General features: G+C 60.5%; 16 protein-coding genes. 6 read left to right on the forward strand and 10 right to left on the reverse strand.

Annotated elements, in window-relative coordinates; genetic code table 11:
• Positions 1 to 106 precede the first annotated feature (106 nt).
• Positions 107 to 802, forward strand: coding sequence for a pirin family protein (locus ABEH28_RS15820; protein WP_192173647.1), 696 nt, complete (start codon positions 107 to 109; stop codon positions 800 to 802).
• A gap of 308 nt (positions 803 to 1,110) precedes the next feature.
• Here ABEH28_RS15820 and pgm read toward each other — a convergent pair whose 3' ends face one another.
• From pgm to ABEH28_RS15845, 5 genes are all read right to left on the reverse strand, one after another.
• A complete protein-coding gene (gene pgm / locus ABEH28_RS15825) occupies positions 1,111 to 2,754 on the reverse strand; it encodes a phosphoglucomutase (alpha-D-glucose-1,6-bisphosphate-dependent) (RefSeq protein WP_192173646.1) in 1,644 nt (547 codons plus the stop codon).
• 174 nt (positions 2,755 to 2,928) lie between these two features.
• On the reverse strand, positions 2,929 to 5,166 hold the full coding sequence (locus tag ABEH28_RS15830; protein ID WP_346630511.1) for an ATP-dependent DNA helicase: 2,238 nt from the start codon (positions 5,164 to 5,166) through the stop codon (positions 2,929 to 2,931).
• 749 nt (positions 5,167 to 5,915) lie between these two features.
• Positions 5,916 to 7,313, reverse strand: a complete 1,398-nt coding sequence (locus ABEH28_RS15835; protein ID WP_346630486.1) for a PLP-dependent aminotransferase family protein — start codon at positions 7,311 to 7,313, stop codon at positions 5,916 to 5,918.
• A gap of 102 nt (positions 7,314 to 7,415) precedes the next feature.
• Positions 7,416 to 8,918, reverse strand: coding sequence for a hypothetical protein (locus tag ABEH28_RS15840; protein ID WP_346630487.1), 1,503 nt, complete (start codon positions 8,916 to 8,918; stop codon positions 7,416 to 7,418).
• Between the two features lie 523 nt (positions 8,919 to 9,441).
• On the reverse strand, positions 9,442 to 10,464 hold the full coding sequence (locus tag ABEH28_RS15845) for a zinc-dependent alcohol dehydrogenase family protein (RefSeq protein WP_192173642.1): 1,023 nt from the start codon (positions 10,462 to 10,464) through the stop codon (positions 9,442 to 9,444).
• A gap of 459 nt (positions 10,465 to 10,923) precedes the next feature.
• Here ABEH28_RS15845 and ABEH28_RS15850 point away from each other — a divergent pair, with 459 nt between their 5' ends.
• On the forward strand, positions 10,924 to 11,838 hold the full coding sequence (locus tag ABEH28_RS15850) for a LysR family transcriptional regulator (protein WP_192173641.1): 915 nt from the start codon (positions 10,924 to 10,926) through the stop codon (positions 11,836 to 11,838).
• Positions 11,839 to 12,393: 555 nt separating this feature from the next.
• Here ABEH28_RS15850 and ABEH28_RS15855 read toward each other — a convergent pair.
• Complete coding sequence (locus ABEH28_RS15855; protein ID WP_346630488.1) at positions 12,394 to 13,302, reverse strand: LysR family transcriptional regulator; 909 nt, start codon at positions 13,300 to 13,302, stop codon at positions 12,394 to 12,396.
• Positions 13,303 to 13,414: 112 nt separating this feature from the next.
• Between ABEH28_RS15855 and ABEH28_RS15860 the strand changes: the two genes are divergently transcribed.
• Entirely contained in the window at positions 13,415 to 14,584 is a 1,170-nt protein-coding gene (locus ABEH28_RS15860) for a mandelate racemase/muconate lactonizing enzyme family protein (protein WP_346630489.1), read from the forward strand.
• Positions 14,585 to 14,671: 87 nt separating this feature from the next.
• Here the strand turns inward: ABEH28_RS15860 and ABEH28_RS15865 are convergent, their stop codons facing one another.
• The 4 genes from ABEH28_RS15865 to ABEH28_RS15880 all read right to left on the reverse strand — a co-directional run bounded on the left by ABEH28_RS15865 (position 14,672) and on the right by ABEH28_RS15880 (position 19,187).
• Positions 14,672 to 15,712 (reverse strand): alpha/beta hydrolase, encoded by a 1,041-nt coding sequence (locus ABEH28_RS15865; RefSeq protein WP_346630490.1) that lies wholly within the window; start codon positions 15,710 to 15,712, stop codon positions 14,672 to 14,674.
• Positions 15,713 to 15,822: 110 nt separating this feature from the next.
• Positions 15,823 to 16,269 (reverse strand): NUDIX hydrolase, encoded by a 447-nt coding sequence (locus ABEH28_RS15870; protein WP_346630491.1) that lies wholly within the window; start codon positions 16,267 to 16,269, stop codon positions 15,823 to 15,825.
• Between the two features lie 203 nt (positions 16,270 to 16,472).
• Positions 16,473 to 17,072, reverse strand: a complete 600-nt coding sequence (locus ABEH28_RS15875) for a histidine phosphatase family protein (RefSeq protein WP_192173635.1) — start codon at positions 17,070 to 17,072, stop codon at positions 16,473 to 16,475.
• A 69-nt stretch (positions 17,073 to 17,141) separates the two neighbouring features.
• The gene (locus ABEH28_RS15880) at positions 17,142 to 19,187 is read right to left on the reverse strand and encodes a TonB-dependent receptor (protein ID WP_346630492.1); all 2,046 of its coding nucleotides are present in this window, start codon (positions 19,185 to 19,187) and stop codon (positions 17,142 to 17,144) included.
• A 549-nt stretch (positions 19,188 to 19,736) separates the two neighbouring features.
• On the opposite strand from ABEH28_RS15880, the gene ABEH28_RS15885 reads away from it, so the two are divergent.
• From ABEH28_RS15885 to ABEH28_RS15895, 3 genes are all read left to right on the forward strand, one after another.
• Complete coding sequence (locus tag ABEH28_RS15885; RefSeq protein WP_282372984.1) at positions 19,737 to 20,558, forward strand: energy transducer TonB; 822 nt, start codon at positions 19,737 to 19,739, stop codon at positions 20,556 to 20,558.
• Between the two features lie 94 nt (positions 20,559 to 20,652).
• A complete protein-coding gene (locus ABEH28_RS15890; protein ID WP_346630493.1) occupies positions 20,653 to 21,390 on the forward strand; it encodes a MotA/TolQ/ExbB proton channel family protein in 738 nt (245 codons plus the stop codon).
• A 1-nt stretch (position 21,391) separates the two neighbouring features.
• Complete coding sequence (locus ABEH28_RS15895) at positions 21,392 to 21,793, forward strand: biopolymer transporter ExbD (RefSeq protein WP_192173631.1); 402 nt, start codon at positions 21,392 to 21,394, stop codon at positions 21,791 to 21,793.
• Positions 21,794 to 22,517 lie beyond the last annotated feature (724 nt).

The following is a 22,517-nucleotide window of genomic DNA, read 5'->3' on the forward strand; positions in this document are numbered from 1 at the left end:
ACGCTTTTTATCGATATTTAGTTGATAGATCATTGCTCCATCGACTGACAAGTCATCACCAGCGGCGCCCTGCCACAGGCCCGGCCCTGCTACGGAGGAACTGATCATGCTGCAACTTCGACCTTTCAAATCCCTTGGCGGCGCAGACCACGGCTGGCTGAATGCCCATCACCATTTCTCGTTCGCCAGTTACTACGACGAGAGCCGGATGAACTGGGGCCAGCTGCGGGTGTGGAACGATGACGTGATCGAAGCCGGCACCGGCTTCCCGCGTCACCCGCACCGGGACATGGAGATCATTACCTATGTGCGTGAGGGCGCAATCACTCACGAGGACAGCCTGGGCAACCGTGGCCGTACCGAAGCGGGCGATGTGCAGGTGATGAGTGCCGGCACGGGTGTGGCCCACAGTGAATACAATCTGGAGTCGAAGGAGACGCGGATTTTCCAGATCTGGATCATGCCGGACGAGGTCGGTGCTCCGCCGTCCTGGGGCGCCAAGCCATTCCCGAAAGGCGACCGCGAGGGTTTTGTGACCCTGGCGAGTGGCAAGGCGGACGATGATATCGAGCTGCGGATTCGGGCCAATGCCCGGCTGGTGGCGGCGAATCTGAAAGCTGGCGAGACGGCTGAGTACGTGCTGGATGCAGGCCGTCGGGCGTATCTGGTGCCTGCGACGGGCGTCATCGAGGTCAACGGCCTCCGTGCTGAAGCGCGGGATGGTGTGGCGGTTGAGGATGAGCGTGTGTTGCGGGTGACGGCCCTCGAAGACAGCGAGATCGTGTTGGTCGATGTCGCTTAGAAGCGGTAGATCAAGATCAAGAGCGTCTGCCTGGGGGCAGACGTTTCGCCTTCGGCGAGTTACTTGATAAAGCCCCAAGTAACCAAGGGCTTGTGCTCATGGTTGGGCCCGACTTCGTCGGGTTCCTTCACTCCGGGCCCACGGAGTGTCGTCGAAGTGAGGGTATTCCGACGAAGGAGGAACCTAACCAGGAGCAAGCACCCTTGGTTACTTGGGGTGCTTTTCCAAGTAACTCGCCGAAGGCGAAATGTCTGCCGTTAGGCAGACTCTCTCAGCCGCACCACGAGCTCAGGCTCGACGCAAAAGCGTCAAGGCGCTATCGCGCCGTCAACAAGCACCTGCGCCTCAGCTACTAGACGCTTCAGATGCTCCTCACCTTTGAAGCTCTCCGCATAGATCTTGTAGATATCCTCAGTCCCCGACGGCCGCGCAGCGAACCAGCCGTTCTCGGTAATGACCTTCAAGCCACCAATCGCCTGATCATTGCCCGGCGCCTTGCTCAGGATGCTCTCAATCTTCTCCCCTGCCAGCTCCGTCGACGTGACCTGCTCCGGCGACAGCTTGCTCAACAGCGCCTTCTGCTCGAAGTTGGCCTTCGCCTCGACGCGGGTCGACACTGGTTCGCCCAACTCATCGGTCAACGCCTTGTACATCTCGCTCGGGTCGCGGCCTTTGCGCGCGCGGATTTCCGCGGCCAGCAATGCCGGGATCAAACCATCCTTGTCCGTCGTCCAGACCGTCCCGTCGCGACGCAGGAACGACGCACCGGCACTCTCCTCACCGCCAAAGCCCAGCGAACCCTCGTACAACCCTTCGGCGAAGAACTTGAAGCCCACTGGCACTTCGTAGAGGCGGCGGCCCAGACGTTGGGTCACGCGATCGATCATCCCGCTGCTGACCACGGTCTTGCCGACGGCCGCATCGGCGCGCCAGTCAGGACGGTTCTGAAACAGGTAATCGATCGACACCGCCAGGTAATTGTTCGGCGCCAGCAGGCCGCCGGTCGGCGTCACGATGCCGTGACGGTCGTGGTCCGGGTCGCAGGCGAAGGCCACCTGGAAGCGGTCTTTCAGACCGATCAGGCTCTGCATCGCGAAATTGGACGACGGGTCCATGCGGATCTTGCCGTCCCAGTCCACGCTCATGAAGCGGAAGGTCGGATCGACGAACTTGTTTACCACTTCCAGATTCAGGCCGTAGTGCTCACCAATCGCCGACCAGTAACGCACGCCCGCCCCGCCCAGCGGGTCAACGCCCAGGTGCAGGTTGGCGCCACGAATGGCGTCCATGTCGATGACGTTTTTCAGGTCAGCCACGTACGTGTTGATGTAGTCATGGCGATGGGTGGTGTCGGCGCGCAGGGCTTTTTCGTGGGTGATGCGCTGGACGTTGACGATGCGCTCGGCGAGCAATTCGTTGGCTTTGTTCTCGATCCACTTGGTGATGTGCGAGTCAGCCGGGCCGCCGTTGGTGGGGTTGTACTTGAAACCGCCGCTTTCCGGCGGATTGTGCGAAGGCGTGATGACGATGCCGTCGGCCAGACCGGTCGTGCGCCCGCGGTTGTAGCAGATGATGGCGTGGGAGATCGCCGGCGTCGGGGTGTATTCGTCACCCTCGGAGATCATCACGTTGACGCCGTTGGCCGCCAGCACTTCCAGCGCCGAAGCGGCCGCCGGGGTTGAGAGCGCGTGGGTGTCGGCGCCGAGGAACAGCGGGCCGTCGATGCCGTTGGCCTGGCGGTACAGGCAGATCGCCTGACTGATGGCCAGCACGTGCCACTCGTTGAAGCTCAATTCGAAAGAACTGCCGCGGTGCCCGGAAGTACCGAAGGCAACACGCTGGGTCGCCACCGATGCGTCGGGCTGGCCGGTGTAATAAGCCGTCACCAGACGAGGAAGATCGACCAGCAATTCTGCAGGCGCCAGTTTGCCCGCGAATGGACTGATACTCATGCGAAACCTCCGTGGATGAAAAATAGGGAAATGACAAAAAGAAAAAGTCCCGACCAGGCGGGAAACGCTCTGAAACGCCGCCTGAAATGCCAGTGACGCGGCAGTTTACTGGCAGTTGGACCGTGGCGCTCGGCTATCGATCCGTAACGCCTTGAGACAATTAGCTGCCCCCCATCATAGCTGCCACCACACCGGTAACAGTTGCTGGATCTTGCGCTCGGCGAAGCGATCGTCGATCAGCACCACCACACCGCGATCGTCCAGACCCCGAATCACCCGGCCGGCGGCCTGCACCACTTTCTGCATGCCGGGGTACAAATAGGTGTAGTCGTAACCGGCGCCGAACAACAGGCTCATGCGCTGTTTAAGTTGCTCGTTGACCGGGTTGATCTGCGCCAGGCCCAGGGTGGCGATGAACGCACCGATCAACCGAGCCCCCGGCAGGTCGATGCCCTCGCCGAACGCCCCGCCCAGCACCGCAAAACCGATGCCTTGACTGGCGGGGGTAAAGCGATCGAGAAAGGCCTGCCGTTCGGCCTCGGCCATGCCCCGGGATTGTTTCCAGACAGGAACAGCCGGGTGGCTGCGCTCCATCAGCTCGGCGACTTGCTGGAGATAATCGAAGCTGCTGAAAAACGCCAGATAGTTGCCCGGCCGCGCTTCGAACTGCCGCGCCATCAGCTCGACGATGGGCGCCAGTGAGGCCTGCCGATGGGTGTAGCGGGTGGAAATGCGGCTGACTATTTCCACGTCCAGTTGCGACCGTTGAAAGGGCGACTCGACGTCGACCCAGGCGGTGGTGTCGGGCAGGCCCAGCAAGTCGCGGTAGAAATGCCGTGGATTGAGGGTCGCGGAAAACAGCACCGCACTGATCGCGGCGGTCAGGCGCGGACGCACAAACCCCGCCGGGACGACATTGCGCAGGCACAGCCGGGACAGCGACTTGCTGCCCAGTTCACGCTTGCTGATATCGAACAGGAAATGCTCGTCGAACAGCTCGGCAATGCGACCGAACTGGATCGCCTCGAAATAGAAGCTCTGCAGCTCGCCATTGGCCGCGTGGGGATGCTCGTTGAAGTAGTCGCCAAACGCGGTGATGCACAGGTTGAGACTGTTGAGAAATTTGGCCGGGGTGGCGGCGTAGGCCTGATAAGGGGCGACTTGTTCCTTGTGCAGGGCATTCCAGTCGCGGTTGAGCCGCTGCAAGGCTTTTTTCACCGGCTCCGGCGCGCTCTGCCGCACCTGCTTCATGCTGTGCTGATCGAGTGTCGCGCTGTACATCGACCGCGCCCGCTCGACCATGTTGTGCGCCTCGTCCACCAGGACCGCTACGCGCCACTGATTGAACTGACTGAGCCCGAACAGCATGCCGCTGAGGTCGAAATAGTAGTTGTAGTCGGCGATCACCACGTCCGACCAGCGCGCCAGCTCCTGGCTCAGGTAATACGGGCAGACCTGATGGCCCAGCGCGACCTCACGCACGCCGGCCTGATCGAGCCACGGCTTGATCATCGCCTCGCTGCGCGCCGCCGGCAGCCGGTCGTAAAAACCTTTGGCGAGCGGGCATGAATCCCCGTTGCACGCCTTGTCCGGGTACTCGCAGGCCTTGTCCCGGGCGACCATTTCCAGCACGCGCAGGTTCAGCTCTGGAGCACTCCGCCCAATCACGCTCAGGGCATCCAGCGCCAGCTTGCGTCCCGGGGTCTTGGCGGTGAGGAAAAACACCTTGTCCAGCTTGCGCGTTGGCGCGGCCTTGAGCATCGGAAACACCGTGCCGATGGTTTTGCCAATGCCGGTGGGCGCCTGGGCCATCAAACAGCGCCCGGTGGTGACCGCCTTGTACACCGACTCGGCCAACGCCCGCTGCCCGGTTCGGAAATCGGCATGGGGAAATTTCAGGGCGCTGAGCCCATGGTCGCGAGCATCGCGATGGGCCAGTTCCTGCCGCGCCCACTGCAGGAAGATGCCGGCCTGAGTTTCGAAAAACCCCTGTAACTCGGCTGCCGTGAAACGCTGCTGAATGAGGGTTTCCTGCTCACTGATGATGTTGAAATACACCAGCGCCAGATTGACCTCGGCCAGCTGCAACTGCTGGCACAGCAGCCAGCCATACACCTTAGCCTGGGCCCAGTGCAGCTGCCGGTGGTTGGCGGGCAGACTGCTCAGGTCGCCGCGGTAGGTCTTGATCTCCTCGAGCTGGTTCAGCGCGGCATCGTAGCCATCCGCCCTGCCCCGAATCCTCAGCTCATGAAACACCCCGCTCAACGCCACCTCAGCCTGATACTGCGGCCCCCGCCGCGCTGCCACCGTCCGATGCCCGGCAATCCCTTCCTGCGCCGTGGGCGACGGCGTAAACCGCAAATCCAGATCCCCCGCCTTCGCCGTAAACTCACACAACTCCCGTACCGCCACCCGGTAACCCGTTTCCGGATCGACAGCCGCCACCGCCACAGGCTCGACAGGAGCTGCGCAGGTATCGGGGGAAAGAGCGGAAATGGAAGTCACTGAAATGGCTGGCCGTCGATCGGAACACTGGACGGACGTACAGATAACAGCTCAATGCCGTCGAGGCAAACGGAAATGGATTGGCGGACAGATTTCGGCGCAGAGCGCCAGGGGATGCATACCCACGCAGAGCGTGGGAACGATCAACGCGTGCAGTCAGGAGCTGGTTTCAACCATCAAAAGCATTCGCGAGCAAGCTCGCCCCCACAGTTGGAGGGCCTATCAGCAAAAATTGTTGGCGACTGGGCTGGCCTCTTCCCGGCTGAAGCCGGTCCTACAGAGGGTATGCGGTGCATTTGTAGGACCGGCTTCAGCCGGGAAGCTCTTGATCTGCTTTCGATCTTCATACGCAAAAGGCTCATACACCGCCAAACGCGACTTGGGTGCAGGCCGAACGCAGACGACGCGCAGTGGGCCGAGCGGCATGGATGCCGCGAGAGCGCCGTCAGGACATGGATGTCCGTTCGGCGCGGGCCCACGGAGCGTCGTCGGAGTGAGGGTATTCCGACGAAGGAGGAACCCAACCAGGAGCAAGCACCCTTGGTTACTTGGGGATGGTGCGACTTTCGACTTTTCCAAGTAACTCGCCGAAGGCGAAACCGAGGCCGTTAGGCCGACGCCCTTGATTTTGATCTTGATCTGCATAAGCCGCACCGTTAAACAAGCCGCTCTTGGACCAACGCATTACGAACAACCACCAGTATCGACTCAATATTCTGATCCCAATCCACCGTCCCGCTGATCCGCAAACACTGCTGATGCAACCCCCGCACACTGAACAACTCCCCCGGCGCCACCACAATCCGCTGCTCCAGCAACCGATTGAACACCCGCGCCGTATCCACCCGATGCACACTCTCCAGCCAGATCGACGCCCCACCCCGAGGACGCACAAACGCCACCTCATCCCCCAGATACGCCTCCACCCCGCTTGCCAACTCACCGACCCGCTGCTCAAGACAGCCACGCAACTCCCGCATGTGCCGATCAAGCTGCCCCGACGCATACAACCGCGCAATCGCCTTCTGCCGAACCGGCGGCAAACGGAACGAACGCAACACCCACTGCTGATGCAACAGCGCCCGCGAATGCCGGCTCAACAAATACCCGAACGGCGCCTCCAACCCGATCATCTTGTCAAACGCACCCACCACCAGCAGCCGCTCTGGATCGATCAAATCCCGGAACGGCGAACGGTCCTCCTCGAAACACAGGGCGCCATGGGTATCGTTCTCCAGCACCCACAACCCATGCCGATTCAATACCTCCGCCAACCGCGCCCGCTGGGCGGAAGGCATCAATTGCCCGCGTATCGGGTCCATCTGCGACGACACAATCGCCATCTTCACCGCTTCCCGCTGGATCACCGCGCTCAGCTCATCGATGTCGATTGCCCCCTGGGCGTCGGTGCAGACTTCAATCACCCGAATCCCGTACGTCTGCAGCGTGCGCAGGATGCTCCAGCCGCACGGCGACTCCACCAGCACGGCGCCGTCGCGCAGTTGCAGCGCTTCAATCACCGTCTTCAGCACGCCGGTCTTGTCCGGCCCGATAAACACGTTGTCCGGGTGCCAGCAATGCTCGGTGGACGAGGTGTAGTGGCCGGCCAGCGCCGTGCGCAACTCGACATCACCGAAGGGCTGAAAACGCGGGTCGGGCTGGCAGGGATAGTGACGCATGAGGTCGCGCTCAACGCTCAACAACGCGCCGTGAAGCGACAGCAACAGCGTCGGCTCGTCGGCGCCGAAGACGAACATTTCCGGGCGCCGAGCGCTGGCATGAAAACGCGTGAAGACGTCATCGCCTTCCAGCGGCATGTCGTTGCAGGGGTTGGGCAGCGCGAAATAACCGGACTTGGGCACGGAGCAGATGCGCCCTTCTTTTTCGAGCAGGCTATAGGCGTTTTGCACCGTGGAAATCGATACTCGCAGCCGTCGTGCCAGGAGGCGCAACGAGGGCAAGCGCACGGCCGGTCCGGCGGACAGTTCGTTGGTCAGCCTGAGCAGGTAGCGGTACACCATCTGATAGGCAAAGTCGGTCTTGTTGTTATTCATCGAGCACCCCTTCCGTGCGCCAGGCGCAGGGTCATTGAGAAAGCGCCCCGTCGACCACCCGAGGCTCAACGCATCACGTCGCGTCAGTTCACCTCGCAGCGTTCAACGCCCCGAAATCAGTTCCGTGGTCAGGGCGCCGGTGTGCGGATCGACCGTCGCCACCCGGCGCTTGTCGGGATCGCTGGCGCGGACCCGGGCGATGATCGAACGGTCGTCGTTGAGGTCCACGTGGCGCTTGGCGTAGAGCGATTGCAGCCCCTTCAGGCTCAGGCCGCTGACTTCCACCAGCCAGTGCGGCACCAGGTCCGGGACGAGTTGCCCGGCGAGGGTCTTGTGCAGATCACTGAGCCCCACCAGCATGCCGGGGTGATAGCGGCGCAGGAAGTCCTCGAGCCGTGCGCCGGCGTCCACAAATGGCGAGAACAGCAGGCACACCCATTGGGTCTCGCCCAGGCCGAAAGCCTCCTGGCCGTAGCCTTCGGCAAGCTGCCGGCGATCGTCGATTTTTTCCGGGCTGTCGTAGGCGGCCAGCGCCTGGGCGATCAATCGGGCAGGCATGCGTTTGCGGCGCATCATGGCCGCCGCCAGCTCCAGGTACTCAGCGATGCCATCGCTGTAGGCACGCCCTTCAATAAATTCGGCCTTGAGCCCGCGCAGATGGGCCATCAGCAGTGGATTGGCGCAGTCCGATTCACTGAAGCTGAACGCCAGGTCATCAAAGCGAAACCCCAGAAAATCAGTGAGCAGCCCCCAGTGTTCCTCCGTGCGAAAGCCGATGAGGTCCGCGGCGGTCAGCAAGGTCGGGGCAATGGTTCTGTTCGGGTAGACCGGGGGCCGGCAGCAGCCCGACGCTTCCGCCGACTCGCCGTACAGCTCCTCGTAATAGGCGCGCCCGACACTGTCGATGACGCTTAATGCCCCGCTGAAACCCAAGGTGTGCCAGGGCTCGATTTTCTGCCCACCATGGCGCGCCAGACGCATGATCCAGGTCGCGTACTGCTTCTGCTCCTTGAGCGAGTCGCCGCTGATCACTGCATTCACCCCGCCCCCCCAACAAGCAGCGCGAACCATGAAGTCCGCCATGCCCAGGTAGCAGCTGTTGCAGAAGGTAGTCCGCGCATCGCCAGCCGTCAGATGCCCGCCCAGCAGCACGTCGGAGCGATTCTGCTCACGACCCGCGGTCGAAAAAGGTAAATCGGGCTCGAAAATCTGCACGTACTGGTGATCGATCACCAACAGCTCGACCCTCGGGTCGTCGTGGAGAAACAGCGCCGAATAACAGCGGTCGATGTTGCCCATCACCGCCGAAGTAATGCCCGCATGGCGCATATTGGCGACCCGCAGCCTGAACGTTGCCGGCCCCCGTGCGGCGATGCTCAGTTGAGCGGCACGCAACATGGCCACGGTATAGGCGCTGTCCTTGCCGCCGCTGAATGCCACCAGCACTTTATAGCCGCCGATCCTGTCTATGCCGCCCGCAGCGACGATCAAACGCTGGATCAATAACTGAAGGGCGGTTCGTTCGTTGCGATTCAAATAACCCGAGAGGCGTTGCAGCACTTGCTGATAGACGTAGTTCATGGCTTGTTCGTGCATTGAACTCATGGCTTCAATACCCGACGACTGATCAGCGCGGTAACACTGTTCCCTATTGTTGGCTTGATATCCATACATGAGGCATTTCCGCTAGTGATGGGTGCAGCGGGCCGGTTATCAGGCAAAGCAGAGGGCGGCAGGTCAACAGGCATCGACTCGTTCCTTGAGCATGTAATTGTTCAAACTATTATCGACGCATGCGAAACAATTACAAGCCAGCTACTGCCGACACGTGAAGGTTCTCTTTTCGACAAATCCGAACAGGCATTAAACGAGGATGTTTAAATAAAGGTTTATTAACACTAACATTCCATTGATTCGAAAAGACTTATCAACCACACACACTTGGCGGATTGATCATTCAATTAAACATCCAATAAACAAAAAAGCCTTCCAGAACATTCGGGAAGGCTTGAGTGATACAACGTGACCCGTGACTGACAGGGCGGATACCTGGAACCCGGTCTCCGACACCTCAATCCCGACGCCAGGTCAAAAGCGTCGAGCATTCAATGAGCGCGATGGTCTGCACTCAGGATGGATCAACCTCAACCACTACGCGACCGCCCACTGGGCAACCGTCCATCAAACGGTGCGCCTCGACCAGTTGATCGAAGGGGAACACCTTGGTGATCTGCGGCACCAGCATGCCATCTGCCGTCATCTGGTTGATGTCGCGCAATGCACGCTTGATCGCTTCTTCGTCCTGCTTGATGCCCAGTTCAGGCTTGCCGGTGAAGTTGCCAACGCAGTGGACAAAGAACTGAATGTTCTTCTGGAACGCTGCACACGCCGGGAATGGCGTCTGGTTGCCGCCTTGCAGGCCATAGAGAATCAGGCTGCCACGTGGCGCCAGCACATCACCCAGGATCGACATCTGCGGACCGCCCAGACCGTCGAGGACAATGTCCACGCCGCGGTTGTCGGTGTAGCGGTTGATCGTCAGAAGCAGATCCTCTTCCTCGGTGACGATCACCTTGTCCGCACCCATTTTCAGCAGGTATTCGCGGCACGCGTCGGTCTTGGTCGCGGCAATCACCTTGATGCCGAGCGCCTTGCCCAGTTGCAGAAACGCAGGGCCCGCGCAGTGGCTGGCATCGGTGACCAGCGCCGTTTGCCCGGGTTTGGACCGTGCCAGTTCAACGAAAGCAAAGTACGCCACCAGCATCGGCGTGTAGTGAACGGCCGCCTGATTGGGCGTCAGCACGTCCGGGTAATGAGTCACGGAGGTGCGAGGCAACAGGATCAACTCGCCGTAGACCGGGTACACATTGACGTCAGCCGAAGGGAAGCTGGCAACCTTGTCGCCGACTTTCAGATCGGTTACGCCATCGCCAATGGCGGTAATGACGCCCGCCATTTCGGAGCCCAGACCGGCCGGCAGGCGAGCCTGGGATGAAGCCAGATTTTGTCGCCACAGCACGTCGTACCAGGTGACGCCGATCGCCTGGACGCGCACTTGCACCTCACCGGGTGCAGGCAACGCGACCGGCAGCTCTTCTACTTTGAGCACCTCGGCCGGACCGAACTGATGAAAACGGATCGTGCGGGACATTTCGAACCTCGCCTTATGAACCTTGATGCCATGAACTCTATCCGGGCGCCGCCGGTAACACTATCAGTGGCTATTAATAGTCGACATGCCTGCCATCGATTCTGATGGTGCAGGCAGCGCTCAATCTCAAGCGGCCGTCCCGGGCCTGCAGGGCGCACATTGTTGGGTGCGCACCGCGACATTGCAACCCGGACGCCAAATATCGATGAATCCCTTGTTCCACGCTGGCTGCGTCGGCCCGGATTACAAAGGGCCAGTATGTAGGCATTGGTGTATTTTTACTCGTCAAGGTTTCATCGACGACTGTCGGCGGCATGGTACGAAGCTCCTTTACAGGGATGCAGGAAAATTCAACGATGCAGACAACCGGTATTTACCCGTAATATCCCTGCCTGAGCTGAACACGTGGCGCGCGTCTGGGCCGCCAATGTATCGACCAATGCCCCCGAGACCCCCGTCATGAATCGCAACGACCTGCGTCGCGTCGACCTCAATCTGCTCATCGTTTTCGAAACACTGATGCACGAACGCAGCGTCACACGCGCTGCCGAGAAGCTGTTCCTCGGTCAGCCGGCGATCAGTGCGGCGCTGTCGCGATTGCGCGGGCTGTTCGACGATCCGCTGTTTGTGCGCACCGGGCGCAGCATGGAACCCACCGCGCGGGCCATCGAGATCTTTGGCCTGCTGTCCCCTGCCCTGGACTCCATTTCCACCGCCGTCAGCCGCGCTGCCGACTTCGACCCGGCCACCAGCACGGCAGTGTTCCGCATCGGCCTGTCCGATGAAGTCGAGTTCGCCCTGCTGCCCTCGCTGCTCAAGCGCCTACGCTCGGAGTCGCCCGGCATCGTGCTGGTGGTGCGCCGCACCAACTACATCCTCATGCCGGCGCTGCTGTCTTCCGGGGAAATCTCCATCGGCGTCAGCTACACCGACGACCTCCCCGCCAATGCCAAGCGCAAAGTGCTGCGCCGCAGCAAACCCAAACTGCTGCGCGCCGACACCATGCCGGGGCCGATCACCCTGGATGACTTCTGTGCCCGCCCCCACGCACTGGTGTCCTTCGCCGGCGACCTGGGCGGCTTCATCGACGAACACCTGGAAAAAATCGGCCGCAAGCGCCACGTCGTGCTGGCGGTTCCCCAGTTCAACGGGCTGGCGACACTGATTGCCGGGACTGACATTGTGGCGACCGTGCCGGATTACGCGGCTGCCGTGCTGACGGCTGCGGGTGGTGTGCGCTCGGAAGAGCTGCCGATTGAATCGCGTACGTTTGAGCTGCACATGGCCTGGCGCGGGTCGCAGGACAATGACCCGGGGGAAAGATGGTTAAGGTCGCGGATTCAGATGTTTTTTGGGGATCCGGATAGTTTGTAATGAATGGCCCCGGCACATTGATTGAAGAGCAACGCTAACAATGAAACATCAGGCCCCCTACTGCGTGCTGTTTACTGTGATGTTTTCACTGTTATGCCAACCCGCCCTGGCATCATCGTGGCAAATATGCAGGATGGAGTTGCGCATTACTGATGTCGTGACAAACCCATTTCCCAAGTTGCAGGCGGAGATCCTGAAAGTAAGCGTAAAGACGGCCACGGTTATCTGTCCCGAACAAGGGACGACTCTCATGTTTACGCCGGAAACGTCGGACTATCAGGAGGTGCTTCCACGCCGAAGCTGGCCTAAGAAAGGGCAAGTGGTGCGCTTTGATTACCGGTACCTAGACGGCACCTGTAAAGGCGACGGTAATGCTTATCCTTGCCGCATCAAGCACTATTCGCTGCCAAAGAGATTGAGCGTTGAACCATAAATTGGTATGGCGCCTCCAGATGTAAGAATACTTTCACGCCATCGAATTAACGTTTTCGAGTACTACTCTTGGTCTGGCTACCATTTTCGAGTCTTGGTTAAGAGTTTCGACAGCGGATCGCATCAGCCAGCCCGTCCGCCCACAGGCAGGCCCACGTCACCACCCGCCTCGCCCCAAAACGCTTCCGCCGCCTGACTCAACTGCGCCTTTGGCCGGGTCAGGTGAATTTCCAGCGGAATGTCCCAGCTCCCATCGAGCGCTCTGACCAACCGCCCCTCCAGCACTTCCTGTTCGGTGAGGCTTTTCGGCAGCCACGCCACGCCTTTGCTTTCCAGGGCCATGGACATGAGCACCGCGGCAAGGTGGCTGCTGAAGAGCGGTTTGATGTGAAGGTAATCTTCCTTGCCCCGCAGTCGGTGCGCGACGATACGTCCCAGCCCGGATTCATGGGTATACGCCAGATACGGCAACGCCGCAGCCGGAGTGCCGAATCGGGTCGACGTGCTCGCCAGGGGCACCAGCACGTCCTCACCCACTTTTTTGCTGATGAACTGATCAGGGGCCAGCAACGGAGGGACGTCGGGGTGGCGATGGCAGAGCATGAACTGCACCTGACCGTGGATCAGCATCTGCTCGCAGACGGCCATGCTGTCGGAGTGCAGTTGCACGGCCTCAATGAGAGCGCCATTTTCCGAGCTTCGCAGCCACTTGGGGAAGAAGGTGAACGACAGCGAATGCGTCGCCGCGAACTTGAGTGACCGCGCTGCCATGCCGGCCACTTCCTGAGCCTCATTGCGCATCCGGTACAGGTGCCGGGCGGCCTCCTGAGCGCTGGGCAAAATCTGCCGGCCGGCTTCCGTCAGCGTCGCGCCCTGGGGTGTGCGCACGAACAACTCCACCCCCATCCAGTTCTCCAGCGAGCGAACCCTGCGGCTAAAGGCCGGCTGGGTAACATGCCTTGCTTCGGCGGCACGGACAAAGCTGCCGTACTCCGCCAGCGCTGACAGATCTTCGAGCCACACGAGTTCCAAGGGGCCATGCCTCCTGTGCATAGGGTGCGGCATTAATAGCATTGGGCGGGTGGCGTCGCAAAGCCTAACGTGGGGCCACGAACAACAGCACGAACAACAAGGGGAACCCGCCATGCGCATCGTCGACATCCGTGAGAAAACCGTCTCCATCGCCTCGCCCATCGCCAACGCCTACATCGACTTTTCCAAGATGACCTGCTCGGTCGTTGCAGTGATCACCGACGTGATTCGCGACGGCAAACCGGTTATCGGTTACGGCTTCAATTCCAACGGTCGCTACGGCCAGGGCGCGCTGATGCGTGATCGCTTTCTGGCACGCATCACCGAAGCGGACCCCGACACCCTTGTCGATCACGAAAACAATAACCTGGACCCGTTCGCCATCTGGAAAGCCCTGATGACCAACGAAAAGCCGGGCGGTCACGGTGAGCGCTCGGTCGCCGTCGGTACCATCGACATGGCGGTGTGGGACGCAGTCGCCAAAATCGAAGGCAAACCGCTCTATCGCCTGCTGGCTGACCGCTACCGTAACGGCGTGGCCGATGAAAAAGTATGGGTCTATGCAGCAGGCGGCTATTACTACCCCGGCAAGGACCAGACCAAGCTCAAGGCAGAGATGCAGAGCTATCTGGATCGCGGTTATGACGTCGTAAAAATGAAGATTGGCGCGGTGCCACTGGACGAAGACATCCGCCGAATCGAGGCGGTGCTGGAGGTGGTGGGTGACGGGCGTCGTCTGGCGGTCGATGCCAACGGCCGTTTCGATCTGGAAACCGGCATTGCGTATGCCGAAGCCATCAAGCCGTACAACCTCTTCTGGTATGAAGAAGTCGGGGACCCGCTGGATTACGCGCTTCAGGCCGAGCTCGCCAATCACTACGAACTGCCCATGGCCACCGGTGAAAACCTGTTCTCTCACCAGGACGCCCGCAACCTGCTGCGCCATGGCGGCATGCGCCCTGATCGCGACTTCCTGCAGTTCGATTGCGCGCTGTCCTACGGACTGGTGGAATACATGCGCACCCTGAAAGTAATGGAAGACATGGGTTGGTCCTCACGCCGCGTGGTGCCACACGGCGGTCACCAGATGTCCTTGAACATCGCCGCCGGTCTGCACCTGGGCGGCAACGAATCCTACCCGGATGTGTTCCAGCCCTTCGGCGGGTTCGCGGACGGGATCAAAGTGGAAAACAGCTACGTCGGATTGCCGGATATCCCGGGTGTCGGGTTTGAAGCGAAGTCCGCCTTGTACGCCGTGATGCGCGAGTTGGGTGAAGGCTGATTGGCGATCGCATCAGCCCTCTTGCCCCACACTTGATCCGCGAGATGCTCCGGCCATTGCACCTCCGACGTGGCATGACCGGCGTCTTCACGCCTGCAGCGTTCGCGACAGGAAATCCCGAATGTACTGCGCAATCTCAGGCGCATGGGTCTCCAGGGCGAAGTGGCCGGTCTCAAGAAAATGCACTTCGGCAGTCGGGATGTCCTTGCGAAAGGCCATGGCACCCGGCGGGACAAAGGCCGGGTCATGCTTGCCCCACACCGCCAGCAATGGCGGTTGATGCTTGCGCAGATACGCCTGGAACGCGGGATACGCCGCGACGTTGCTGCGGTAGTCGAGAATCAGGTCCAGTTGGATGTCCTCGGCGCCGGGCCGGGCCATGTAAAAAATGTCGAGGTTGTAGCCGTCGGGCGAGAGCTTCTCGGGATCAGCACCGGTGCCGTATTGCCAGTCACGGATGGTCTTGGGCGACAGCGACGGGCGACAGGCTTCGCGGTTGGCCGGCGAAGGATCACGCCAATAGGCCTGCCACGGGTCCCACTGATCGCTGAAACCTTCCAGGTAGGCGTTGCCGTTCTGGCTGATGATTGCCGTCACCTTCTCCGGGTTGGCGGCCGCGAGGCGCAGGCCGGTGGGCGCCCCATAGTCGAAGATGTACAGCGCGTATCGAGTCAGCCCCAGGGCTTCGGTGAAGCCCTCGACCACTTTGTAGAGGTTGTCGAAGGTGTAATCGAACTGGCCTCGCGGCGGTGCCAGGGTGTTGCCGAAACCGGGCAAATCCGGGGCAATCAGGCGGTATTGGCTGGCCAGGAGCGGCATGAGGTTACGGAACATATGGCTAGCGGTCGGGAAGCCGTGGAGCAGCAAGAGCACTGGCGCATCCTTCGCGCCGACCTCGCGGTAAAACACTTCGACATCGCCGACCTTTTGCGTGTGGAACGTGACCCGGAAGGCATCATCGAACTCGACGCTACTGTGCCGGGCAGAAGGACGTGCGCTGGCGGGTGCAGCGCTCACGAGTGAAGCAGCCAACGCAGACGCTGCTCCAATCGCAGACGCTTGCAAGATGCCGCGGCGACTGACGCCGGGTTTGCCGTTCGAGGCGTTGGCCGAATCGAAAGTAGTCATTAGGAGACCTGCATGAGTGAGTTCATGCTGAATCCTATTGACTGCTGCGACGGTCGTGAATCACCAGGAAACTCAACTCACCATTGCGATTTTTGCAATGCTGGTAGAGGTCAGGCTAGCAACGACAGCGATCGCAGCAACTCATGCAATCCTTCCGGCACCAGCACGCCGTCATGACTCAACTCGACGCTGTCCAGCCAAACGGCGGTGAATCTTTCACCGTTACTCTCCTGCCCTTCCAGCCTGTTTTGTTCATAGAGTTCAGGCGCTGCGAATTCGGCGTCATACACCTGAACCACTTCATGGCCGGGGTTACCGAGGTAGGTGAACAGGCTTTCCAGGGTGCCGAGCAGACGAACGTTACGGATGGGGAGATTCAGCTCTTCGCGGATTTCCCGGACGATAGCATCGGCACTCCTTTCTCCGAATTCGATGCCGCCGCCCAGAGGACGAAACAGCGTTTGCTGCTTCACCGGATCGGGAAACGCGTTGACGAGGATCTTGCCTTGGTGATGAAAGACGCAGATGGCGATGTTGCGAATGCGAGGTGGCGACATGGGGTTTCCAGTGCGTGAATGCTGAAATCTAATATAAGACCGGCATTAGCCGGGAAAGCGTCAGTGGTCACGCTGCAAATGTGTGGGTGCTAATGCCGGCCTCTCCCCGGCTGAAGCCGGTCCCACTAAAAGCCCGGTGCATCCTGGCAGGACTGGCTTTAGCCGGGAAAGCGTCAGGCGTCACGCCGCAAATGTAAGCCCCGTCACGCACCTGGCAACGGACTTGCCACCGGCACTCTGTAATCGGCAACCCGCTCGACATGCTCCAGCACCAGCCAGTGTCCATTGCCCAGTTGCCAGTCGAAAAAGTCCGAGAAATCCCGGTTCACCAGCGCCCGAATGGTTTTCGCCACAAAGCCGTGGCCCACCAGCAGAAGATCCTCGGCCGCAGGCAAGCTGATCAGGGCAATCAGACCGTCGTGAACCCGCTTGACCACGTCCGCGATTGACTCTCCTCCCGGCGGTCCGCTGTCCCACTGGCGCGTGATGTTGCGCTGCCACATCTCCGGATAGCGCGCCTGCGCTTCGGCTTGGGTCAGGCCCTCGAACACGCCGACATCCCTCTCGCGAAACGCCGGAATCACCTGCAAGGGCAGGTCCAATCGGTAGTTGAGAATGTCGGCAGTCTGCCGGGCGCGCTGCAAGGGGGAGGTGACGATGCGGCGGATCGAGTCAGGCCATTCCAGACGCAACGCCGCCGCCTGTTCGCGACCGGTCGCAGTCAGGCCGGGATCGAGGGCGCCGAGGTAACGGTGTTCGGCGTTGGCCTGGGTCTGGCCGTGACGTACGACGTATAAGCGCATGCAATGTCTCCCGTCGATGGCGGCAGATTCCGATGATGGCCCGCCGGATGGCAGGCCGGCGTGACCGGATCAGAAGCGGTAAGAAACACCCGTGGTCACGTTGATCGGATCACCAACGTAGAAGTTGGCCGAGTCTTGCCCTCGTGCGTCGTACGCCGTGTTGGACGCTGTGGCATAGCGCTCGTTGGTCAGGTTGCGGGCATCGACGAACACCTCCCATTTCCGGCCTGGCGCTTCATACCCTACTTTCGCCCCCCACAGCGTATAGGAAGGCGCATGCAACGAATTGGCGAAATCGACGTAGTAGCTGGAAGCAGAACGCGCGTTGACTTCGGCATAGAAACCGCTGGCCTGCCGATATTCGAGTGCGGCCTGGTAGACCTGACGCGGCAGACCCGGCAGCTCGTTGTCGCCGAAAGTCGCGTCATTGCGGTAATGGAAATCGTTGTACGTGAACGCCTGACGCAAGGTGAGGGTGTCACCCTGTCCTTCCCACAACAACGCGTTCAGACCGGCCTCGATGCCTTGATGAATCGTGCCGCTGCCGTTTGAGGTGGCGATCAACGGGTCCTGCGTCGCGGTGGCCTGACGCACCACCACCGACAGCAACTCCTTCTGCACCCACGAGCGATACAGCGTCAGGCTGCCGTCGAAAATCCCGTGCGCTCCTCGAATGCCCAGCTCAACCGTGTTGGCCTTCTGCGGCCGGACGTCCTGGATGTAGGGCGTCCCGGTGCTGCCCAGTTGCCAGGTCACGGGTGGGTCAATGGAACGGCTGACGTTGCCGAACAGCTCGAATTCGGGGGAGATTTTGTAGCGCAGGCCAATACGCGGCGCGAGGTAATGCTCTTGGTATTCGACGCCGTTGGGAAACGCGGTGGTATTGACTCCGGTGGTGTATTCGATTTCCGCCTTGCGCTTGATGTCGATGAACGACAGCCCGGTCGACAGCCAGAGGTCATCTGTCAACTGCAGCTCGTTGCCCAGCGAGAAAACCGTGTCACGCGAGCCGGTATAGTTCGCTTCCTGCTGTTTGGTCCCGGTCGCCTTGCTGTGGGATTTGACGTCGGCGAGGTACGCCTGGGTGGTGCTGAAGGTGGCGGTGCTGTCGCTGTTCAAACCCAGAAAAGTGTCGCCTGTGCGCAGGTATCGCAAGGTCAGGTTGATGTCCTTCGAGCGCCAGTCCTGGGGCGTCGCCGAGTAGCGCCAGCCGTTATAGAGCGGGTAATCGTTGTAGCCCAGGCCGACTTCCAGCTTGGCATTGTCGTCGAAGGTGTAAGTGGTTTTGCTGCCAAGCAGTGTCGTGCCGTCCTTCTTGCGACCGAATGGCACGGCGTTGCTTTTCGGGTCGTGTTTGATCTGGTACTTCGTCAGCGTGTTGCCCTGGCTGAGGGTCTCCTCTCGATAACGCAGGAAGAACCGGGTTTCCAGCTTGGGATTGAACACATAACCGAAGTTGGCGACGATGCCCTGCCCTTTATTCGCCGTGTCGTCCTGATAACCATCACGCTCGTTATGTTGCAGGCTGACGTAATAATCAGCGTTACCTTCTACGCCGCCGGTGCTTAATACCTGCTTGCGATAGCCATAACTTCCGGCTTCGAAGCGCGCGTAACTGCCGGGGTCGGTGCGGCCGGTCTTGCTGACGAAGTTGATCGCCCCGCCCAGCGATAACGCCGAATAGTTAAAGGCGTTGGCGCCGTATAACACTTCCGTGTGGTCAACACCGGCCATGTCGAGCATGTCTTCCTGAGTACCGCCGGGGCCGGTCAGCGGCAGGCCGTCGAACAGAAACTTGATGCCCAGCACATAGCCTTGATAGAAGGTGTTCAGTCCTGACCCTCGGATAGAGATCTTGTTGGCCGCTGACCCGCTGGTGGCCTGGGCGAATACACCGGGCTGCAATGCCAGTACATCTTCGGAGTTGGAAGCGCGGCCTTTTTCAATCTCGTGGTTATCGATGACGGCCGTCTTGCCGGGTACTTTCGCCAGTTGCTGCTCCGCCTTCTGCGCTTCGCTTGCCGCCGCGCCGGTCACCGTCACGGTCGCCAGTCGCGGGTCTTGGGAACCCTCGGCGCCACCCTCAGTGGCGAACAATGGTCCGTGGACCAGCATTAACAGGACGCCCAGACTGGACGCCGTTGCCAAGGGATCGAAGCGCCGAGCGCGCGTATTAAAAGAGTGCTGTGTCAAAACAAGAGTCTCCGCAGTTAAATGTCAGTGGGAGCATCTATTCGTATAGTCGCGCTCGGCAGTGACTTTGCAGAGTTCATGCCACGTGTTATTGGCCCTGTTTATCCGGCGTTTACTATCTAAAACGTTGGGCAGGCGACACTTTGCTGCAACTCTGTCGGGTGACCAACACTTGCCAGGCATATAAAGGTGTTGCACCCCTGTTTATGACTTCCCCCCGAAAAACCCCTATAACCGGATGAAAGCGCCTCATAACCTCGACTGTTTCTGACGCAACACCTGATCGACAAAACAATGCTGATGGCACAACAGCAATTGTCGTGCAACGCTCTAGACCGGTCATTTTGCGGCGGATGGACACTTGGTATGGCTCTTGCTCCCTGAACTAAGCCGGTGCACGTGGCACCGGCATCAACAGGATCAAGGAACTTCGGTTCCGCATTGTTACGTTAAACAGCTGGGAGTTAATCAATGGCCAATGCCCAATCCGCCAACGCACTGAATGTGCTTTGGCGCCAGGCGCCGGGCGGGGAGTTGCTCGACCTGGGCCGGGTTTACCGAGGCCCTTTGGCGCTGTCGCGTCTGCAGACCACGCCCCGGCAGATATTGACCCGTCGCGAAGCAGTGCTGCTGGGCGTCTTCGCCCTGGTGTTGCACGGTGCGGTGATCTATTGGATCAATAGTTCGCCCGCCGCCACCCTGCCCGTGGTCCCGCCGGAAATCCCGCCGATGACCATCGAGTTTTCACAGCCTGCCCCTCCGGTTGTCGAGACGCCACCGCCACCGCCCCAGCCCGTCGCGCAACCCGTGGAGGAGCCTCCGCCCCCGGTAGAAGACGAACTGGCCGTGAAACCGCCGCCGCCCAAGCCCGTCCCGAAACCCAAGGCCAAGCCGGTCGCCAAGCCCGTACCCAAACCTGTCGCCAAACCGGCGGAGCAGCCACCTGCACCGCCGACTCCACCGCAACCGGTCGCCGCGCCCGCACCGCCTGCGCCACCCGCGCCTGCACCGGTCACACCGGCTTCGGCCAATGCCGGTTACCTGCACAACCCTGCGCCGGAATACCCGGCCCTGGCCATGCGCCGCAACTGGGAAGGCACCGTATTACTGCGCGTCCACGTGCTGGGCAGCGGTAAACCGAGTGAGATCCAGGTGCAAAAAAGCAGCGGTCATGAGCAACTTGACGATGCCGCTCAGGCGGCCGTGAAACGCTGGAGTTTCGTCCCGGCCAAACGGGGCAATGACCCCATCGACGGCTGGGTCAGCGTGCCCATCGACTTCAAGATCAGGTGATCGACCATCTGGTCGCAACATCGCGGGCTACCTGACAAAAGGCGCATCGCTTAACCCCTTTTTGCCTTGCTTATTTGCCTTGTTGGAGCCGCACATGAACCTTATCGCCTCACCTTTCGATTCCATTGAACACGCCGTCATCTGGGTGCTGATCCTCTTCTCCGTCGCCACCTGGAGCCTAGCCCTGCTCAAGGGCCTGCAGTTTGCTCGCCTCAAGGCGCAGGACCGGAAATTCCACAAGCAATTCTGGGCAGCCTCGAGCCTGGACTCGGCCGCTGAGCTCGCGCAGACCCGGCCGGGTGCCGCCGCCCGCGTCGCCCTGGCCGGTTACGCGGCGATTCAAGTGCCGGAAGGTGGCCACGCCGCTGATTTGAGCCAGGCGATCAACCATCAGGATCGACTCGAACGCGCCCTGCGTCAGCAAATCGTGCGCGAGCGGCGGTCGCTTGAAACCGGCCTGGCCATCCTCGCCAGTATCGGCAGCACATCGCCTTTCATCGGCCTGTTTGGGACGGTGTGGGGGATCATGTCAGCGCTCAAAGGCATCAGTGCGGCAGGGTCGGCCAGCCTTGAAACCGTGGCCGGTCCGATTGGCGCCGCACTGGTGGCCACCGGCGTCGGTATCGCCGTCGCCGTACCGGCGGTGCTGGTTTACAACTATTACCTGCGTCGCCTGAAGCTGACCGCCGCTGACCTGGACGACTTTGCCCACGACTTCTACAGCCTGGCGCAGAAGCATTCGTTCCGCGTGTTGCTGCATCCGGTGCTGAACAAATCGGGCGCCGCGGCTGGCACAACGGCTGCCGGCCAGAAAGTGAAGGAGGCGTCCTGAGATGGCTTTTTCCACACAAGACAATGACGAAGTGCTGAGCGAAATCAACGTCACGCCGCTGGTGGACGTGATGCTGGTGCTGTTGGTGGTATTCATCGTGACGGCGCCGCTGTTGACCAATTCCATCCCGATCAACCTGCCGAAAACCGAAGCGGTGGCGCCGGTGGAGCAAAAGGACCCGCTGGTGGTGAGCATCGACGACAAGGGCAAGCTGTTCATCAACAAGGACGAGATTCAGGCGGATCTGCTGGAAAGCAACCTCAGGGCGGCCAAGGACAAGAACGCCGACGTGCGCGTGCAGTTGCAGGCCGACAACGGCGTGAATTACGGCGAAGTGGCGCGGGCAATGGCCTCGATCGAGAAGGCCGGGATCACCAAGCTTTCGGTGATTACGGCTAAATGACTGTTTAGAAGATCAAGAGCGTATGCCTGGGGGCAGACGTTTCGCCTTCGGCGAGTTACTTTTAAAAAGCACTAAAAGTAACCAAAAGTGCCTGCTCTCGGTTTGGCCCGACTTCGTCGGGTTCCCTCACTCCGACGACGCTCCGTGGGCCCGCGCCGAACGGACATCCATGTCCTGACGGCGCTCTCGCGGCATCCATGCCGCTCGGCCCACTCCGCGTCGTCTGCGTTCGGCCTGCACCAAAGTCGCGATTGGCGTCGTCTGGGCTTTGTGCGTATGAAGATCAAAGGCAGATCAAGGGCGGGTCAAGCGCCAAGGACTTGTGGGAGTGAGCTTGCTCACGAAGGGGTCGGTACATCCAACACATATCTGGTGTTTGAGATAAAGCATTCGCGAGCAAGCTCGCTCCCACAGGATGGGTGTGAGATCAGCAAAATTGTTGGCGCCTGAGCTGGCCTCTTCCCGGCTAAAGCCGGTCCCACTAGCAGCAGCGCATGCATCCAGTGGGATTGGCTCCGACCGTAGGACCGGCTTCAGCCGTTGCCGTTGCCGTTGCTTTTGATCTTCCTCCACAAAAAGTCCAGACGACACGAATCGCGACTTGGGTGCAGGCTGAACGCAGGTCTCGCTCCGTGGGCCGAGCCGCATGGATGCGGCGAGAGCGCCGTCAGGACATGGATGTCCGTTCGGCGCGGGCCCACGGAGCGAGACCGGAGTGAAGGAA

Source organism: Pseudomonas sp. Ps21-P2 (assembly GCF_039672565.1).
Lineage (GTDB): Bacteria > Pseudomonadota > Gammaproteobacteria > Pseudomonadales > Pseudomonadaceae > Aquipseudomonas.

Coding starts and splice junctions, on each gene's coding strand:
- ABEH28_RS15820 (WP_192173647.1), top strand. CDS start 107: ATGCTGCAACTTCGACCTTTCAAATCCCTTGGCGGCGCAGACCACGGC.
- ABEH28_RS15890 (WP_346630493.1), top strand. CDS start 20,653: ATGAACCTTATCGCCTCACCTTTCGATTCCATTGAACACGCCGTCATC.
- ABEH28_RS15875 (WP_192173635.1), bottom strand. CDS start 17,072: ATGCGCTTATACGTCGTACGTCACGGCCAGACCCAGGCCAACGCCGAA.
- ABEH28_RS15835 (WP_346630486.1), bottom strand. CDS start 7,313: ATGAATAACAACAAGACCGACTTTGCCTATCAGATGGTGTACCGCTAC.
- ABEH28_RS15870 (WP_346630491.1), bottom strand. CDS start 16,269: ATGTCGCCACCTCGCATTCGCAACATCGCCATCTGCGTCTTTCATCAC.
- ABEH28_RS15880 (WP_346630492.1), bottom strand. CDS start 19,187: ATGCTGGTCCACGGACCATTGTTCGCCACTGAGGGTGGCGCCGAGGGT.
- ABEH28_RS15845 (WP_192173642.1), bottom strand. CDS start 10,464: ATGTCCCGCACGATCCGTTTTCATCAGTTCGGTCCGGCCGAGGTGCTC.
- ABEH28_RS15865 (WP_346630490.1), bottom strand. CDS start 15,712: ATGACTACTTTCGATTCGGCCAACGCCTCGAACGGCAAACCCGGCGTC.
- ABEH28_RS15850 (WP_192173641.1), top strand. CDS start 10,924: ATGAATCGCAACGACCTGCGTCGCGTCGACCTCAATCTGCTCATCGTT.
- ABEH28_RS15895 (WP_192173631.1), top strand. CDS start 21,392: ATGGCTTTTTCCACACAAGACAATGACGAAGTGCTGAGCGAAATCAAC.
- ABEH28_RS15885 (WP_282372984.1), top strand. CDS start 19,737: ATGGCCAATGCCCAATCCGCCAACGCACTGAATGTGCTTTGGCGCCAG.
- ABEH28_RS15840 (WP_346630487.1), bottom strand. CDS start 8,918: ATGAGTTCAATGCACGAACAAGCCATGAACTACGTCTATCAGCAAGTG.
- ABEH28_RS15860 (WP_346630489.1), top strand. CDS start 13,415: ATGCGCATCGTCGACATCCGTGAGAAAACCGTCTCCATCGCCTCGCCC.
- pgm (WP_192173646.1), bottom strand. CDS start 2,754: ATGAGTATCAGTCCATTCGCGGGCAAACTGGCGCCTGCAGAATTGCTG.